The sequence below is a fragment of the Micromonospora coxensis genome (assembly GCF_900090295.1).
GTDB lineage: Bacteria > Actinomycetota > Actinomycetes > Mycobacteriales > Micromonosporaceae > Micromonospora > Micromonospora coxensis.
Window position 1 is genome coordinate 6208820 of the sequence record NZ_LT607753.1, and the last position, 19105, is coordinate 6227924.

4 protein-coding genes are annotated in these 19105 nt (G+C 77.8%); 3 read left to right on the forward strand and 1 reads right to left on the reverse strand.

Features of this window, described 5'->3' with window-relative positions; all coding sequences use genetic code 11:
- The first annotated feature begins 184 nt into the window (after positions 1-184).
- The 3 genes from GA0070614_RS28325 to GA0070614_RS28335 are packed head-to-tail and all read left to right on the forward strand — an operon-like array spanning position 185 to position 18088.
- Entirely contained in the window at positions 185-15559 is a 15375-nt protein-coding gene (locus GA0070614_RS28325; RefSeq protein WP_088978811.1) for a type I polyketide synthase, read from the forward strand.
- Positions 15560-15594: 35 nt separating this feature from the next.
- The gene (gene mhpA, locus GA0070614_RS28330; RefSeq protein WP_088978812.1) at positions 15595-17178 is read left to right on the forward strand and encodes a bifunctional 3-(3-hydroxy-phenyl)propionate/3-hydroxycinnamic acid hydroxylase MhpA; all 1584 of its coding nucleotides are present in this window, start codon (positions 15595-15597) and stop codon (positions 17176-17178) included.
- A 22-nt stretch (positions 17179-17200) separates the two neighbouring features.
- Entirely contained in the window at positions 17201-18088 is an 888-nt protein-coding gene (locus GA0070614_RS28335) for an SAM-dependent methyltransferase (protein WP_088978813.1), read from the forward strand.
- A 67-nt stretch (positions 18089-18155) separates the two neighbouring features.
- Here GA0070614_RS28335 and GA0070614_RS28340 read toward each other — a convergent pair whose 3' ends face one another.
- Positions 18156-18914 carry a thioesterase II family protein gene (locus GA0070614_RS28340; RefSeq protein WP_269459463.1) on the reverse strand — a complete coding sequence of 253 codons (759 nt, stop codon included), beginning with the start codon at positions 18912-18914 and terminating at the stop codon, positions 18156-18158.
- Between the last annotated feature and the right edge of the window lie 191 nt (positions 18915-19105).

The following is a 19105-nucleotide window of genomic DNA, read 5'->3' on the forward strand; positions in this document are numbered from 1 at the left end:
CGCGGGTCGACCCATCATCGCCCCCGCCGCCGCTCGCGCCGGTCGGCCGACGGCCGGATCTGGGGACGGGTTAGGGGGTGACAGGGGTAGGTCGGCGGCAGGGCGCTCGGAAGGATTGCACCGTTACGGCGAGCGAGGTCTACGCCGCGGATGAGGAGTTTCGCCGACGGACGGATGTGGTGACATGCTTCGGAGCGACCTGGTCCAGCCGTTGCCCGCGCTGCTGAGGGCCCACGCCGACAGGTTCGGGGACAAGGTCGCGTTCCGCGACGACCGCCGCGCGGTCGGGTACGCCGACCTGGAGGCACGGACCCGCCGGCTGGCCGGGCACCTCGCCTCGGCCGGGGTGGCCCGTGGCGAGCGGGTGGCCTTCTGCCTGGGCAACCGGGTGGAGACGGTCGAGACGTGGCTGGCCGTCACCCGGGCCGCCGCGGTCGGTGTGCCGCTGAACCCGCGCAGCACCGACGCGGAGCTGGCCCACCTGCTGGACGACTCCGGCGCGGTCCTGGTGGTCACCGACCCCGAACACCTGGCGCAGCTGCTGCGGCTGCGCGCGGACCGGCCGTACCTGCGGATCTGGGTGACCGGGGACGACCCCGCGCCCGCCGGTGTCGCGGCCTGGCGCGACCTCGCCGACGCCGAGCCGGGCGTCGACGCGCGCGACGACCTGGGCCTCGACGAGGTCGCCTGGATGCTCTACACCTCCGGCACCACCGGCCGGCCCAAGGGCGTGCTGTCCACCCAGCGCACCTGCCTGTGGTCCGTCGCCGCCTGCTACGTCCCGATCCCCGGCCTCACCCCGGACGACCGGGTGGTCTGGCCGCTGCCGCTGTTCCACAGCCTGTCCCACATCGGCTGCGTGCTCAGCGTGACCGCCGTAGGCGCCACCGCCCGGATCGTCGACGGCTTCTCCGCCGACGACGTGCTGCGCGCCGTGGCGTCCGACGAGGCGACCGTGCTGGCTGGCGTGCCGGCCATGTACCACCACCTGATCTCCGCCGCCCGCGACACCGGCTTCCGCGCCCCCGCCCTGCGGGTCTGCCTGGTCGGCGGGGCGATCACCACGGCGGCGCTGCGCACCGCGTTCCGCGAGGTCTTCGCCGCGCCGCTGCTCGACGCGTACGGCAGCACCGAGACCTGCGGGTCGATCGCGATCAGCCGGCCGGACCGGCCCCCGGTCGACGGCTCCTGCGGGCTGCCCGTGCCGGGGGTGCAGGTGCGGCTGGTCAGCCCGCAGACCGGCCTGGACGTCCCGACGGGCGCCGAGGGCGAGGTGTGGGTACGCGGGCCGAGCGTGATGCTCGGCTACCACGGCCTGCCGGAGGTGACCGCCGCCGCGCTGCGCGACGGCTGGTACCGCACCGGTGACCTGGCCCGCCGCGACGCCGACGGCAACCTCTTCGTCACCGGCCGGCACCAGGAGCTGATCATCCGGGGCGGGGAGAAGGTCCACCCGTCCGAGGTGGAGGAGGCGCTGCGCGCGGTGCCCGGCGTCGCCGACGTGGCGGTGACCGGCCGCCCGCACGACGTGCTCGGCGAGGTGCCGGTGGCGTTCGTCGTTCCCGGGCCGGAGGGCTTCGACCCCCGCGCCGCGTACGCCGCGTGCCGGGAGCGGCTCTCCTACTACAAGGTCCCCGACGAGCTGTACGAGATCGGGCAGGTTCCCCGCACCGCCTCCGGCAAGGTGACCCGCCGGCTGCTGCTGGCGCGCCCGGCCCGGCTGCGCGCGATCAACGCCGCCCACCACGAGTCGGCCAGCCGGATCTCCTGGCGACCGCTGGACCTGACCGCCGTACCGGCCCGGACCGGCCGCCGCTGGGCGGTCGTCGGCGCCGACGCCGAGGCACTGGTCGCGCTGCTGCGCCCGACCGCCGACGGGGACCGGTTCGCCGCCCACCCGGACCTCGCCGCGCTGCGCGGACACCCCGACGTGCCGGACGTGACGGTGCTGCTCGACGGTGACGCGCCGCAGCTCGCCGACCGGGTGCGCGGCTGGCTCGCCGACGACCGGCACGCCGCCGCCCGGCTGGTGCTGCTGACCACCGGCGCGGTGGACGCGTCCACCCCGGACCGGGCCGACGACCCGGACCTCGTGCCCGCCGGCGTCGTCACCTGGGCGGTGGGGCGCAGCCTCCAGGCGGCGTACCCGGACCGGATCGTGCTGGTCGACCGGGACGCCGACGACCGCTCGTCGGCCCTGCTGCCGGCCGCCGTCGACGCCGGCGTGGCGCAGCTCGCCCTGCGGGGCGGCGCCGCCCGGCACCCGGTCCTCGCACCGGCCCCCGCCGGCTCGGCGGCGCGACCGGCGACCGTCGTCGACCCGGCCGCCCTCACGGTGGTCACCGGCGTCGACGCGCGGGCCGGGGCGGCGCTGGCCCGGCACCTGACCGCCGCGCACGGCGCCCGCCGGCTGCGGCTGCTGACCACCGGCCCGACCACCGACGCCGCCCGCGACGACGCGGGCTCCTCCGCCGTACGGCCCGGCACCTCGCCACCCGCCGACGCCGCCACCTCGAGGCCGGACGCGGGCGACCCGACCGGGCTGGTCGCCGACCTGACCGACGCCGGCGCCGAGGCCGTCGCGGTGGTCGCGCTGCCGGCCGGCGACGGGCTCGGGCCGGCCGGGCCCGACGAGCCGGTCGGCGCGGTCTTCCTCTGCCCGTCCGACGCCGACCTCGACGACGACGCGGCCGTCGCCCGGCTGCTCGCCCTCGCCGCCGCGCTGGACGCCCGGACCCGGCACGCCGCCGCCACGGCGTTCACCGTCGCCGTCCCGGCGGCCGTGCTGCTCGGCACGGCCGGCGGGGAGCGGGCGGCGGCGGCCGTCGGCGCGTTGCACGCCCTTCTCGCCCGCCGTCGCGCGGCGGGGCTGCCCGCCCGGCTGCTCGGCACGACCGGCGACGCCGCGGCGGGGGAGGGCGGCACGGCCGTCCGGGCCGGGCTCGCCGCGTTCGACGTCGCCCACGACGGCGGCGACCTGGTGCTGCTGGCCGTCGCGGCCGACCGGGCCGTCGCGGCCCACCCCGCCTGGCGCGCGCCGGCCCGCGACGGCGTCGACGGCGAGCCGGATGCCGCCGTGCTGCGCCGCCGGCTGGCCCGGCTGACCGGCGCCGACGGGGACCGGCTCGTGCTCGACCTGGTCCGGGCCGCCACCGCCGAGGTCGCCGGCCTGCCCGGCGCGGCGGCGGTCCGCCCCGGCCGCGCCTTCACCGAACTCGGCTTCACCAGCGTCGGCGCGGTCGCGCTGCGCGACCGGCTCGCCCGGGCCACCGGGGTACGGCTCTCCGCCACCGCCGCCTTCGACCACCCGAGCCCCGACGCCCTCGCCCGGCACCTGGCCGCCCGGCTGCGCGGCGCCGCCCCGGACGTCCCGGTCGCCCCGGTCGCCCCGGTCGCGGGCGCCGACGTGGACGACCCGGTGGTCGTCGTCGCCATGGCCTGCCGGCTGCCCGGCGGGATCGGCTCCCCCGAGGAGCTGTGGGACCTCGTCGCGCGGGGCGGTGAGGGGCTCACCGGCTTCCCCGCCGACCGGGGCTGGGACCTGACCCGGTTGTTCGCCGACGACCCCGACCAGCCCGGCACGTCGTACGTGCGCGTCGGTGGGTTCCTGCCGGACGCGGGGGACTTCGACGCCACCCTGTTCGCGATCAGCCCGCGCGAGGCCCTGGCCATGGACCCGCAGCAGCGGCTGCTGCTGGAGACCTCCTGGGAGCTGTTCGAACGGGCCGGCATCGACCCGACCTCGCTGCGCGGCAGCGCCACCGGTGTCTTCACCGGCGTCATGCACCACGACTACGCCGCCAACCTGCGCCAGGCGCCGCCCGGCACGGAGGGCTACCTCGGTGTCGGCACCGCCGGCAGCGTCGTCTCCGGCCGGGTGGCGTACGCGCTGGGGTTGGAGGGGCCGGCGGTCACCGTGGACACCGCCTGCTCGTCGTCGCTGGTCGCGCTGCACCTGGCCGCGCAGGCGCTGCGCGCCGGGGACTGTGTGCGGGCGGTGGCCGGCGGGGTCGCGGTGATGGGCACCCCGCAGGCGTTCGTCGAGTTCAGCCGGCAGCGCGGGCTCGCCCCCGACGGCCGGTGCAAGGCGTTCGCCGACGCCGCCGACGGCACCGGCTGGTCCGAGGGTGTCGCCGTGCTGCTGCTGGAACGGCTCTCCACCGCCCGCCGCGACGGGCACCGGGTCCTCGCCGTGCTGCGCGGCAGCGCGGTCAACTCCGACGGCGCCTCCAACGGACTCACCGCCCCCAACGGCCCCGCCCAGGAGCGGGTCATCCGCCGGGCGCTGGCCGCCGCCGGCCTCACCGCCGCCGACGTGGACGCCGTCGAGGCGCACGGCACCGGCACCCGGCTCGGCGACCCGATCGAGGCGCAGGCGCTGCTCGCCACGTACGGCGTGGGACGCGGGGACGCGGCGCCGCTGGCGTTGGGCTCGCTGAAGTCCAACCTCGGCCACACCCAGGCCGCCGCCGGGGCGGCCGGGGTGATCAAGATGATCCTCGCCATGCGGCACGGGACGCTGCCGCGCACCCTGCACGTGGACGCCCCGACGTCCGAGGTGGACTGGTCCGCCGGCGCGGTGCACCTGCTCACCGAGGCCCGCCCGTGGCCCCACGTGGACCGGCCCCGGCGGGCCGGCGTCTCGTCGTTCGGCATCAGCGGCACCAACGCCCACGTCATCGTCGAGGCGCCCCCGGCCGACCCGGCGCCCACCGCCACGCCGCACCCCGCAGGCCACGCCGCACCGCCCGCCACGACGCACCGGACGCCAGCCCTAGCCGTCCCGGCCGCCCCTGTCCCGGGCACCGCCACCCCGGACGCCGCTGCGCCCGCCAGTGCCGCTGCGCCCGCCAGTGCCGCTGCGCCCGCCAGTGCCGCCGCGCCCGACACCGTCGGCCGGGACACCGACGACGTGCGCCCGGCGGCCGTGCCGTGGCCGCTCTCCGCCGCCACCGGCGAGGCGCTGCGTGACCAGGCGGCCCGCCTGCTCACCTGGCTCGACGGCCCCGGCGCGGACGCCGATCCGGCCGACGTGGCGCACGCCCTGGCCACCACCCGCGCCGCCCTGGAACACCGGGCCGTGGTGCTGGCCGGCGACCCGGACACCGCCCGGGCCGGGCTGACCGCGCTGGCCCGCGGCGACGTCGACCCCGACGGTGCCGCCGTGCTCACCGGCCGGGTCACCGAGGGCCGGCTCGCCCTGCTCTTCGGCGGGCAGGGCGGCCAGCGTCCCGGCATGGGGCGGCGGCTGCGCGCCGCGTACCCGGTCTTCGCCGGCGCGTACGACGCCGCCTGCGCCGAGCTGGACCGCTGCCTCGCCGGGCACGCCCCGCACCCGATCGCCGACGTCGTCGCCGCCGACGAGGGCGACGGCCTGGCCGCCCTGCTCGACCGGACCCTCTACACCCAGCCGGCGCTGTTCGCCTTCGAGGTGGCCCTGTACCGGCTGCTGGAGTCCTGGGGCGTACGCCCCGACGTGCTGCTCGGCCACTCCGTCGGCGAACTGGCCGCCGCGCACGTGGCCGGGGTGTTCTCCCTCGCCGACGCGGCGACGCTGGTGGCCGCCCGGGCCCGGCTGATGCAGCAACTCCCGGACGGGGGCGCGATGGTCGCCGTCGAGGCCGACGAGGCCGAGGTCACCGCCCACCTGACCGACCGGGTGGGCCTCGCCGCCGTCAACGGCCCGACCAGCGTGGTGCTCTCCGGCGACGCCGACGCCGTGCTCGCCGTCGCGGCCACCCTGCGCGCCGCCGGCCGGCGGACCAGCCGGCTGCGGGTGTCGCACGCGTTCCACTCCCCGCGCATGGAGCCGATGCTCGACGCGTTCCGGGAGGTGGCCGCCGGCCTCACGTACCGCACCCCGCAGCTGCCCGTGGTGTCCGACCTGACCGGCCGCCCGGTCGAGGCGGCCCGGCTCTGCTCGCCCGACTACTGGACGGCTCACGTACGCGGCACCGTCCGCTTCCTGGACGGGATGCGCGCCCTGCGCGAGCAGGGGGCCACCACCTTCCTGGAGATCGGCCCGGGCGGGGTGCTCACCGCGATGGCCCAGGACTGCCTCGCCACCGACACCGACGACCTGGCCTTCGTCCCCGCCGTGCGCACCGTCGACGGCGAACCCGGGGACCTGCTCGCCGCCGTCGCCCGGCTGCACGTGCGGGGCGTCGCCGTGCGCACCGCCGCGCTCGCCGGAGCGGGCCCGCGCCGCCGGGTCGACCTGCCCACGTACGCCTTCCAGCGGCGGCACTACTGGCTGCCGTACTCGGCGGTGGCCGGTGGCCCGGCCGACGTCGGGCTCGCCGACGCCGGGCACCCGCTGCTCGGCGCGGTGCTGCCGGTCGCCGGCACCGGGCAGGTCGTCTGCACCGGCCGGCTCGCCGCGACCACCCACCCGTGGCTGGTCGCGCCCGACGGCGGCCCGGCGCTGCTGCCCGCCACCGCCGTGCTGGACATGCTCACCCACCTCGGGGGACTCCTCGACACCCCGACCGTGCAACGGCTGCGGGTGCCCGCCCCGGTGCCGTTGCCGGCGGAACTCGCCGTCGACGTGCAGGTCGCCGTCGACGCCCCGGACGAGCACCTGCGCCGGGTGGCGCGCTGCCACGTCCGGGCCGCCGACGGCCAGCCGTGGCGGGAGGTCGCCGAGGCCGTGCTCGCCCCGGCCGACCCGACCGCCGGCCCGGCCACCACCGTCCCGGCGTGGCCGCCCGCCGGGGCCCGGCCGGTGGACCTGGACACCCCGCGCCGGCGTGCCCTCGCCGGTGAGCCGGCCCGCGCCGCGTGGGTCGCCGGGGACCGGCTCTTCGTCGACGTACGCCTGCCCGACGACGCCCGCGACGCCGACGCCGAGCGGTACGGCGTGCACCCGCTCGTGCTGGACGCGGCCCTGCGCCTGTTGCCGCTGGCCGACTTCGCCACCGCCGACCCGGACTCCGGCGGCCGGCCGGTGCCCACCGACTGGTCCGGGGTGCGCGTCCACGCCACCGGCGCGCACGCGCTGCGGGTCTGCCTGGCCCCCGCCGGGGCGGACGCGGTGACGCTCAGCGCCGTCGACGACGCCGGCGCGCCGGTGCTCGACGTCGACCGGGTGGTGCTGCGCCACGTGGCGCCACCGGCCGACGCCCCGCCGCCTCCGCCGGACGCCGCCCCCGCCGGCCTGTACGCCGTCGACTGGCTGCCCGCCACGGCCCCGGCCACGCCGGTGCCCGCCTGGACCCTCGCAGACGGCGTGCCCCCGGACGGGCCGCTGCCGCCGGTGCTGGTGCTGCGGGTCGGCGACGGGGATCCGGACCGCCCGGTGCCCGACCGCGCGCACACCGTCGGCCTCGACACCCTCGGCGTGCTCCAGCGCTGGCTGGACGACCCCCGCGCCGAGAACACCCGGCTCGCCGTCGCCGTGCGCGCCGACGACCCGGTGCACGCCCCGGTCGCCGGGCTGGTCCGGGTCGCCCGGGCCGAGCACCCCGACCGGTTCCTGCTGCTCGCCCTCGACGCGGCCGACGACACCGCCGTGCGGGCCGCCCTGACCGTCGCGACGGACGAGCCCGAGGTGGCCGTCCGCGACGGCCGTGCCCTGCTGCCCCGGCTGCGCCCCGTCGAGCACCCCACCGCCGGCCCGCCCGCGCCGGGCGCGGCCGGCCCGCTGCCGGCGCTGGCCGGCGGCACCGTGCTGGTCACCGGCGGCACCGGCGGGATCGGCCGGCACGTCGCCACCCACCTCGCCGCCGTCCACGGCGTGACCGAACTGGTGCTGCTCAGCCGCGCCGGCCGCTGGGCGGACTGGATGGACGCGCTGGTCGACGCCGGGGTGAGCGTGCGGACGGTCGCCGCCGACGTCGCCGACCGGGCGGCCCTCGCCGAGGTCGTCGCCCCGCTCGCCGACCGGCTGGTCGCCGTGGTGCACGCCGCCGGAGCCACCGACGACGCGCTGCTCACCGGCCTCGACGCGGCCCGCTGGGAGCGGGCCCTGCGGTCCAAGGTGCACGGCGCGTGGCACCTGCACGAGCTGACCGCCGGCCTCGACCTGGCCGCGTTCGTGCTGTTCTCCTCGGCGTCGGCCACCTTCGGCAGCCCCGGGCAGGGCAACTACGCGGCCGGCAACGCGTTCCTCGACGCCCTCGCCGCGCACCGCCGCGCCCACGGCCTGCCGGCGACCGCGCTGGCCTGGGGCCTGTGGGCCGCCGAGGACGGGATGGCCGGCCGGCTCGGCCCCGCCGACCTGGCCCGCCTCGCCCGGGGCGGCACCCGCCCCCTCGCCACCGCCACCGGCCTGGCCCTGCTCGACGCCGCGCTGCACGCCGACCGGCCGGCGTTGGTCCCGATCGGGCTGGACCTGGCCGCCGTCCGGGCCTCCGGCGAGGTGCCCGCGCTGCTGCGGGCGCTGCTGCCCCCGCCGCCGCGCCGGGCCGTCAACGCCGCGCCCGCGCCGGCCGCCGCCACCGGATTCGCCGACCGGCTGGCCGGCCTCGGCGAGCCCGAGCGGGCCGCCCTGCTGCTCGACCTGGTCCGCGCCCGGTGCGCCACCGTCGTCGGGCACGCCGGCCCCGAGCAGGTCGAGCCGCGCCGGCCGTTCAAGGAGCTGGGCTTCGACTCGCTGATGGCGGTGGAGCTGAGCAACCGGCTCTCCGCCGTGACCGGCGTCCGGCTCGCCCCGCACGCCGTGTTCAACCACCCCACCCCGGAGCTGCTCGCCGCGCACCTGCACGCCCGGCTGCTCGGCACCACCGCCACCGAGGTCGTCGACGCCGGCACCGTCGCCCTCGACGAGCCGGTCGCGGTCGTCGCCATGGCCTGCCGGTTCCCCGGCGGCATCGGCTCACCCGACGAGCTGTGGCGGCTGCTCGACGCCGGCGGGGACGTCATCGGCGACCTGCCCACCGACCGGGGCTGGCCCGACCTGTACGACCCGGTCCCCGGCACGCCGGGCCGCACCTACGTGCGCGCGGGCGGGTTCCTCACCGGCATCGCCGACTTCGACGCCGCGTTCTTCGGCATCAGCCCCCGCGAGGCGCTGGCCATGGACCCGCAGCACCGGCTGCTGCTGGAGACCTCCTGGGAGGCGCTCGAACGGGCCGGCATCGACCCGGGCACCCTGCGCGGCAGCCGCACCGGCGTGTTCGCCGGCACCCACGGCCAGGACTACGCCGACCAGATCGCCCCGGGCGTCGCCGCCGACGACGGCGAGACCACCGCCGACGAGGGGCACCTGCTCACCGGCACCGCCGGCAGCGTGCTGTCCGGCCGGGTCGCGTACGCCCTCGGGCTGGAGGGGCCGGCGGTCACCGTGGACACCGCCTGCTCGGCGTCCCTGGTGGCGCTGCACCTGGCCGTGCAGGCGCTACGGCAGGGCGACTGCGACCTCGCCCTGGCCGGCGGCGTGTCGGTGCTGTCCAGCCCCGCCGGGCTGACCGGGTTCAGCCGCCAGCGCGGCCTCGCCGCGGACGGCCGGTGCAAGGCGTTCGCCGAGGACGCCGACGGCTTCGGCATGTCCGAGGGCGTCGGGGTGCTGGTGGTGGAGCGCCTCTCCGACGCCCGCCGCCGGGGACACCCCGTCCTCGCCCTGGTGCGCGGCACGGCCGTGAACCAGGACGGCGCGTCCAACGGGCTGACCGCCCCCAACGGGCCGTCGCAGGAGCGGGTGATCCGGGCCGCGCTGGCCGCCGCCGGGCTCGAACCGGCCGACGTGGACGCCGTCGAGGCGCACGGCACCGGCACCCCGCTCGGCGACCCCATCGAGGCCGAGGCGATCCTGGCCACCTACGGCCGGCGTCCCGCCGACGCCCCGCCGCTGCTGCTCGGCTCGGTCAAGTCCAACCTCGGGCACACCCAGGCCGCGGCCGGTGTCGCCGGGGTGCTGAAGATGGTCCTCGCCATGCGGCACGGCCGGCTGCCGCGCACCCTGCACGCCGAGCGGCGCACCTCCCGCGTCGACTGGGACGCCGGTGCGGTGGAACTGCTCACCGAGGCCCGCCCGTGGCCGCGCGCCGACCGTCCGGCCCGCGCCGGGGTGTCCTCGTTCGGCATCTCCGGCACCAACGCCCACGTCGTCGTCGAGGCGGTCGCCGCCCCCGAACCCGCCGCCCCCGAACCCGCCACGCCCGACGGCCCGGTCGCGCTGCCGGGCACCGTCGCCGCGCCGTCGCCGGCGACCGTCGCCGCGCCGGCGGACGCTGCCGCGCCAACGCCGTCGACCGCCGCCGTGCCGGCGTCCGCTGCCGTGCCGGCGTCCGCTGCCGTGCCGGCGTCCGCTGCCGTGCCGGCGTCCGCTGCCGCGCCGGCCGGGGCGCGGGACGCGACGGCGCTGCCGTGGCTGCTGTCCGCGCGTACCCCGGAGGCGCTGGCCGGGCAGGCCCGCCGGCTGCGTGCCCACCTCGCCGAGCGGCCCGACCAGCCGTCCCTGGACGTGGCCTGGTCGCTGGCCGGCACCCGGGCCACCTTCGACTCCCGGGCCGTGCTGGTCGGCGCCGACCCCGACCGGGTCGCCGCCGTCCTCGAGGCGCTCGCCGACGGCCGTCCCGCCCCCGAGCTGGTACGCGGCGACGCCCGCCCCACCGGCCGGTGCGTGTTCGTCTTTCCCGGCCAGGGCTCCCAGTGGCCCGGCATGGGGCTGGACCTGCTCGACGAGGCCCCCGTCTTCGCCGAGCGGATGGCCGCCTGCGACGCCGCGCTGCGGCCGTACCTGAACTGGTCCCTGCGCGACGTGCTGCGCCAGGCCCCCGGCGCGCCCGGCCTCGACCAGGTCGACGTGGTCCAGCCGGTCCTGTTCGCGGTGATGGTGTCGCTGGCCGAGCTGTGGCGCTCGTACGGCGTCCAGCCCGACGCCGTGGTCGGCCACTCGCAGGGCGAGATCGCCGCCGCCTGCGTCGCCGGGGTGCTCTCCCTGCCCGACGCCGCCCGGGTGGTGGCGTTGCGCAGCCGCGCGATCCGGGCGCTGGCCGGGCACGGGGCGATGGCCTCGGTGGCGCTGCCCGCCGACACGGTCCGCGAGCGGATCGCCCGCCACGGCGACCGGATCGCGGTGGCCGCCGTGAACGGTCCGGCCGCCGTGGTGGTCTCCGGCGACGAGGACGCCGTCGTCGCACTCCTCGACGAGCTGGCCGCCGACGGGGCCCGGGTCCGCCGGATCGCCGTCGACTACGCCTCGCATTCCGCCCAGGTGGAGCGCATCCGGGACGAGCTGGCCGAGGCCCTCGCGCCGATCACCCCCGGCCCGGCGGCGGTGCCGCTGTTCTCCACCACCGACCTGCGCTGGCTCGACGGCGAGGAGATGGGCCCCGACTACTGGTACCGCAACCTGCGCCGGCCGGTGGAGCTGGAGCAGGCGGTCCGGGCGCTGGCCGACCAGGGCCACGACACGTACGTCGAGTGCAGCCCGCACCCGGTGCTCACCGTCGGCGTCGAGGAGACGCTGGCCGAGCAGGACGCCGTGGTCGTCGGCTCGCTGCACCGCGACCAGGGCGACCGGGCCCGGTTCCTGCTCTCCGCCGCCCAGCTGCACGTGCGCGGTGTGCCGGTCGACTGGCAGCCGGCGTTGGCCGGCGGCCGCCGCGTCGACCTGCCCACCTACGCCTTCACCCACCGCCGCTACTGGCCGCGGCCGGTGACCGGCCCCGGCGACGTCGGCGCGGCCGGGCTGGACACCTCCGGCCATCCGCTGCTCGGCGCGTCCGTGACGTTGGCCGAGACCCGAGGGCACCTGTTCACCGGCCGGCTCGCCGCCACCGCCCCGGCGTGGCTGGCCGACCACCGGGTCTCCGGGACCGTGCTGGTGCCGGGCACCGGGCTGGTCGAGCTGTGCCTGCGCGCCGGCGACGAGGTGGGCTGCCCCGTCCTCGACGAGCTGGTCATCGAGGCGCCCCTGGCGTTGCCGGACGACGCGGCCACCCAGGTGCAGGTGGCGCTCGGCCCGGCCGCCGACGACGGCCGCCGCCCGGTCACCGTGCACTCCCGTCCCGCCGACGGCCCGCCCGGCGCCCCGTGGACCCGGCACGCCAGCGGCAGCCTCAGCGCCGCCCGAGCCGCCTCGCCGCAAGGGTCCGGCCCCTGGCCGCCGCGCGACGCCCGCCCGGCGGACCTGACCGACTTCTACGCCGGCCTCGCCGCCGACGGCTACGGCTACGGGCCCGCCTTCCAGGGCCTGCGCGCGGTGTGGACCACCGCCGACGAGGTGTACGCCGAGGTGGAGCTGCCGGCCGCGCCGCGCGCCGACGCCGACCGGTACGCCCTGCACCCGGCCCTGCTCGACGCCGCCCTGCACGCCGCGCACTTCGGCGGCCTCGGCGACGCCGGTCCGGACCGGCTGCTGCTGCCCTTCGCGTGGAACGGCGTCACCCTGCACGCCGCCGGGGCCACCGCGCTGCGGGTCCGGATCACCCGGGTCGCGCCGCACGCCATCGCGCTGACCGTCGCCGACGCCACCGGCGCGCCGGTGGCCGAGGTCGGGTCGCTGGCCATGCGCCCGATCTCCCGCGCCGAACTGGCCGCCCGGGACGCCGCCGTCGACGACGCGCTGTTCCGCCTCGACTGGCAGCCCCTGGCCGCGCCGGAGCCGGTCGCGCCGGCCCGGGTCGTGGCGCTCGGCCGGGCCGTCGGCGCGTTCCCGCACCACGCCGACCCGGCCGCGCTCGCCCGCGCCGTCGACGCCGGCGCACCCCTGCCCGACGCCGTCCTCGTCCCGCTGTTCCGGCCCACCGCCTTCCCCTCCACCGCCCCCGACTCCACCGGCCCCGACGTCGCCGCCGCTCCGGACGTCGCCCTCGCCGCCTCGGACGCCGCCGCCCTCGCCCCGGGGACCGCCGCCGGCGACGGTGACGCGGCCACCGGCACCGTCGCCGCTGCCGGTCCGGGGGATGTTCCGGGCACGGCAGGCACGGCCACCACCGGTGGCACTGCCGCCGGTGTGCACGAGCCGGCGGGCGGGGACCGGGCCCGGGCCGTCGCCGCCGAAGCCCTCGCCCTGGTGCAGGGCTGGCTGGCCGACCCCCGCTGGTCGGGCACCCCGCTGGTCCTGCTCACCCGGGGCGCGGTGGGCGTGCACAGCCCCGCCGAGGTCGACGACCCGGACGCCGCCACCGCCTGGGGACTGGTCCGCTCCGCCCAGTCCGAGCACCCCGACCGGTTCGTCCTGCTCGACGCCGACACCCCGCCGGACGCCGGCCAGCTCGCCGCCGTCCTCGCCACCGGCGAACCCCAGGTGGCGGTGCGCGGTGGCACCCCGTACGCCCCCCGGCTGGCCCGCCGCGCCGAGGCGACGACGCTCACCCCGCCGGCCACCGCGACCGCCTGGCGGCTCGACGCGCCGGCGCGCGGCAGCCTCGACACCCTCGTCCTGGCCGCCACCGACGCCGCCGACGTGCCGCTCGGCCCGCTGGAGGTGCGGGTCCGGGTCCGCGCCGCCGGTTTGAACTTCCGCGACGTGCTCAACGCGCTCGGCCTCTACCCGGGCGACCCCGGGCCCCCCGGCGGCGAGGCGGCCGGCGTGGTCACCGAGGTCGGCGCCGAGGTCACCGACCTGCGCCCCGGCGACCGGGTGCTCGGCGTCTTCGTCGGCTGCTTCGGCCCGGTCGCGGTCACCGACCGCCGGCTGCTGGTGCCGATGCCCGACGGCTGGACGTACGCGCAGGCCGCGTCCGTGCCGGTGGTCTTCCTCACCGCGTACCACGGGCTGGTCGACCTGGCCGGGCTGCGCTCCGGCGAGGCGGTGCTGGTGCACGCCGCCGCCGGTGGCGTCGGCATGGCCGCCGTCCAGCTCGCCCGCCACCTCGGCGCCGAGGTGTACGCCACCGCCAGCCCCGGCAAGTGGCCGGTGCTGCGGGCGATGGGCGTCCCCGACAGCCACCTCGCCTCGTCGCGCACCCTCGACTTCGAGGCGCACTTCCGGGCCGTCACCGGCGGGCGCGGCGTCGACGTGGTGCTCGACTCCCTCGCCCGGGAGTTCGTCGACGCGTCACTGCGGCTGCTGCCCCGCGGCGGCCGGTTCGTCGAGATGGGCAAGACCGACCTGCGCGACCCCGACCGGGTCGCCGCTGACCACCCCGGCGTCGCCTACCAGGCGTACGACCTGACCACCGTGGACCCGGCCCGGATCCAGCGGATGCTGGTCGAGCTGATGGAGCTGTTCGCGGCCGGGACGCTCACCCCGCTGCCGGTGCGCGCCTGGGACGTCCGGCAGGCCCCCGACGCGTTCCGCTACGTCCAGCAGGCCCGGCACGTCGGCAAGGTGGTGCTCACCGTGCCGACGCCGTGGGCGCCGGACGGCACCGTCCTGGTCACCGGCGGCACCGGCCTGCTCGGCGGGCTGGTCGCCCGCCGTCTGGTCACCGGTCACGGGGTCCGCCACCTGCTGCTGGCCAGCCGCGGCGGCCCGGACGCCCCCGGCGCGGCCGAGCTGACCGCCGAGCTGACCGCCCTCGGCGCCACGGTCACCGTGGCCGCCGCCGACGTGGCCGACCGCGACGCGGTGGACCGGCTCGTCGCCGCCGTGCCGGCCGCCCACCCGCTCACCGCCGTGGTGCACCTCGCCGGGGTGCTCGACGACGGGGTGGTCACCGCGCTCACCCCGCAGCGCATCGACACCGTCTTCCGGCCCAAGGTGGACGCCGCCCGGCACCTCGACGAGGCGACCCGCCACCTCGACCTCGCCGGGTTCGTGCTCTTCTCCTCCGGCGCCGGGGTGTTCGGGGTCCCCGGCCAGGGCAACTACGCCGCCGCCAACGCGTACCTGGACGCCCTGGCCCGGCGGCGGCGCGGCGCCGGCCTGCCCGCCCAGTCGTACGCCTGGGGCCTGTGGGAGCAGGCCAGCGCGATGACCGCCGGGCTGGACCGCGCCGACCCCCGGATCACCGCCCGCGACGGGCAGGTCGCCATCCCCTCCGACCTCGGCATGGCGCTGTTCGACGCCGGGCTGGCCGCCCCGGAGGAGCACCTGGTGCCCACCCGCGTCGACGTGTCCGCCCTCGCCGGCCGGGCCACCGTGCCGGCGCTGATGCGGGGCCTGGTCCGGCGGGAACGCCCCCGGGCCCGCGCCGAGGCCGCCACCGGCGGCCGGGACCTGGCCGGCCGGCTGCGCGCGCTCACCGGCCCGGAACAGTCCGCCCTGCTGCTGGACCTGGTCCGCGCCGAGGCGGCCACCGTGCTCGGCCACGCCACCCCGGACGCGATCGGGCCCGCGCAGGCGTTCAACGAGGTCGGCTTCGACTCGCTGACCGCGGTCGAGCTGCGCAACCGGCTCACCGAGGCCACCGGGCACCGGCTGCCCGCCACGGCGATCTTCGACTACCCGGACCCGACCGCGCTGGCCGGCTTCCTGCGCGCCCAACTGGTGCCCGACGGCGCGCAGGCCGTCCCGGCGATCCTCGCCGAGCTGGAGGGCCTGGAACGGTCGCTGGCCGAGACGGTGGTGGAGCCGGAGCTGCACAGCCAGGTCGCGGCGCGGCTGGAGGTGCTGGTCGCCAAGTGGCGGACGATGCGCGGCGCGTCCGCCACCGACCACGACCTGGACCTCGACCAGGCCAGCGACGACGAGATCTTCAGCCTGATCGACACGGAACTCGGGCTCTGATGCCGGGCCCGACGCGCACGGACGAGGAAACGGCGATGACGGACGTACTGATCGTGGGCTACGGCCCGGTGGGCCAGGTGGCGGCGATCCTGCTGGCCCGGCGCGGCTTCACCGTACGGGTGGTGGAGAAGTGGGTCACCCCGTACAGCATGCCCCGCGCGGTGTCCTACGACGGCGAGGCCAGCCGCATCCTCGCCACCTGCGACCTCGGCGACGCCCTCGACCCGGTGTGCGAGCTGTCCGGCGAGTACACCTGGAAGAACGGCTTCGGCCGTACCCTGCTGCACGTCAAGGTCGCCGAGGACGGACCCGCCGGCTGGCCCGACTCCGTCTCCTTCTACCAGCCCGGCCTGGAGGCCGCGCTCGCCGAGCGGGCCGCCGCCCTGCCCGGCGTCGAGGTGCTGCGCGGCCTGGAAGTGACCGAGCTGGCCGACCGGGGCGACCGGGTCGACGTGACCGCCGTCGCCGCCGACGGCGCCACGCACGCCTTCACCGCCGACTGGGTGATCGGCTGCGACGGGGCGAACAGCTTCGTGCGCCGCTGGCTCGGCAGCACCGTCACCGACCTGGGCTTCACCCACGACTGGCTGGTCTGCGACGTGGTGCTGCACGAGCCGCACGAGTTCAAGCCCAACAACCTGCAGATCTGCGACCCGGCCCGGCCCCGCACCGCCGTCTCCGCCGGCCCCGGGCACCGCCGCTGGGAGTTCATGCGGGTGCCGGGGGAGACGCTGGAGGAGTTCCGCACCGAGGCCAGCGTCTGGCGGCTGCTCGGGCTGTTCGACATCACTCCCGACACCGCCCGGCTCGACCGGTACGGCGTCTACACCACCCAGGCCTGCTACGCCGACACGTGGCGCGCCGGCCGGGTCCTGCTCGCCGGGGACGCGGCCCACGTCATGCCGCCCTTCCTCGGCCAGGGCATGAGCTCCGGCTTCCGCGACGTGATCAACCTGGCCTGGAAGCTGGACCTGGTGCACCGGGGCATCGCCGACGACGCGCTGCTGGACTCGTACGAGGTGGAGCGGCGGGCGCACGTGCAGCACGCCATCCGGATGTCCATCGACTCCGGCACGGTGATCTGCGAGACCGACCCGAAGCAGGCCTCCGGCCGGGACGCGGTGATGCTGGCCGCGCTGCGCCGCCGTACCCAGCAGAAGCACGCGCGGTCGCTGCGCGAGGCCGTCGTCGACGGCGTGCTGCACCGCGGCCCCGACGGCACGCCCGCCCCGCACGCCGGGGAACCCGCACCCCAGGGCCGGGTCACCGCCGGTGGGCGGACCGGGCGCTTCGACGACGTGGTCGGCACCGGCTTCGTGCTGCTCACCCGCGCGGACGCGCCCGCGCTCGGCCCCGACGCCGTGGCGTTCCTGGACACCCTCGGCGCCCGGCGGGTCACCGTCCGCCCCGCCGACGCCGCCGCGCCCACCGACGCGGCCGGCACCGACGTCGTCGACCTCGACGGCGTCCACCTCACCTGGCTGGCCGGCGTGGACGCCGACGGCGCGCTGATCCGGCCCGACTTCTACGTCTTCGGCGTCGCGGCCGGCCCGGACGGCCTGGCCGCCCTGGTGGACGACCTGCGCCAGCAGGTCTCCGCCCGGGCCCTGCACCCCTGACCATCCCGCTCAAGGAGTAGACATGCTGGAGAACCTCCGCACCCTCGGCCGGGTCATCCGCACCCTGGCCACGAAGGACCCGGTGACCCGGGTCCGGCGCTTCTACGAGATCCAGTCCCCGGGGGTGGAGTTCGCCGCCCGCACCACCCGCTACATGAACGTCGGCTACTGGGAGGACGGGGTGACCAGCCTCGACGTGGCCGGCGCGGCGCTGGCCACGAAGCTCGCCGACGCCGCCGGCTTCAAGCCCGACGACACCGTGCTCGACGTCGGCTTCGGCTACGGCGACCAGGACTTCGCCTGGCTGCGCGAGCGCCGGGTGGCCAAGGTGCACGGCATCAACGTCACCCCCCGGCACGTCGAGCACGCCCAGCAGCGCGCCCGGCAGGAGGGCCTCGCCGAGCAGGCCGAGTTCCAGCTCGGCACCGCCACCGCGCTGCCCTTCGCCGACGGCACCTTCGACCGGGTGGTGGCGCTGGAGTCGGCGTTCCACTTCTACCCGCGCAGCGCCTTCTTCGCCGAGGCGTTCCGGGTGCTCAAGCCCGGCGGCACCATCGCCACCGCCGACATCATCCCGCTCAGCAACGACACCGCCCGGATGTCGATCAGCTCCGGCCCGCTGAGCTTCGTCAAGTTCAGCATCCCGGACGAGAACTGGCACGACCGCGCCGTCTACGCCGAGCAACTCGCCGCCGCCGGGTTCGTCAACCCCGACGTGCAGTCCATCCAGGACCGCACCTGGGAGGGGTGGCGCCGGTTCCAGGCCGCCCGCCCCTCCGACCCGGCGTTCCAGGCCGAGGCCGACCGCAGCGCGGTCAAGGGGATGGCCAACCACTGGCGCGACGAGGACCTGATCAAGAAGGAGCTGGCGCTGCTCGACTACGTCATCGCCGTCGCGCACAAGCCGTGACGCACGCCGGCCCCCGCCGCCCCGGGTACGTCCCGGGTGGCGGGGGCCGCGTCGTGCGTGCGCCGGATCAGCCCACCGTCGTGCGGGTCAGGGCCGTCGAGAGGGTACGCAGGATGGCCGGCTGGTGCTGGGCCAGGAAGAAGTGCCCGCCCGGGAAGACCTGGAGGTCGAACGGGCCGGTGCTGTGCTGCTCCCACGCCTTGGCCTCGTCGATGCTGGTCTTCGGGTCGTCGTCACCGGTGAACACCGTCACCGGGCAGCTCAGCTTCGGTCCCGGCGTGTACGCGTACGTCTCCGCGGCCCGGTAGTCGTTGCGGATCGCCGGCAGCGCCGCCCGCAGCATCTCCGGGTCGCCGAGCACCGCCTGGTTGGTGCCGCTGAGCTTGCGTACGTCGGCCAGCAGGCCCTCGTCGTCGAGCAGGTGCACCGTCTCGTGCCGGGCGCAGGACGGCGCCCGCCGCCCGGACGGGAACAGGTGCGCGACCGGGGTCCCGCCGTCGGCCTCGATCAGCCTCGCCACCTCGAAGCCCAGGGTCGCGCCCATGCTGTGCCCGAAGATCGCCAACGGCTGGTCCCGCCACGGCCGCAGCACCCCGTACACCTGCCGGGCCAGCTCACCGATGCTGTCCACGCACGGCTCCAGCCGGCGGTCCTGCCGCCCCGGGTACTGGATGGCGAGGACCTCCACGGCCGGCGACAGGGCCCGGGAGACGGGGAAGTAGAAGCTCGCGGAGCCACCGGCGTGCGGCAGGCACACCAGCCGCGGGGCGCCGGCCGGCGCCGGATGGAACCGGCGGACCCACAGGCCGTTGTCTGAGTCGGTCATTCTCACGAGGTCCTTCCAGCGGAGGTGCCCGGACACCTGGCACCGGGGCGATCACAGGGACGCTAAACCGACCCGTCGGGGCCCGGACACCCCTAGCGGACGGGCGTACGGGTTAGGGGTTGTCGCAGGTCATCGCGACGCCATAGCTTCCCCGCAGAGGGGACCCGTGGCTCTCGGCTGAATTGTGCTCA

Bases quoted from the DNA above. Each gene is read 5' to 3' on its own strand.
- mhpA (WP_088978812.1), top strand. From the start codon at position 15,595: ATGACGGACGTACTGATCGTGGGCTACGGCCCGGTGGGCCAGGTGGCG.
- GA0070614_RS28340 (WP_269459463.1), bottom strand. From the start codon at position 18,914: ATGACCGACTCAGACAACGGCCTGTGGGTCCGCCGGTTCCATCCGGCG.
- GA0070614_RS28335 (WP_088978813.1), top strand. From the start codon at position 17,201: ATGCTGGAGAACCTCCGCACCCTCGGCCGGGTCATCCGCACCCTGGCC.
- GA0070614_RS28325 (WP_088978811.1), top strand. From the start codon at position 185: ATGCTTCGGAGCGACCTGGTCCAGCCGTTGCCCGCGCTGCTGAGGGCC.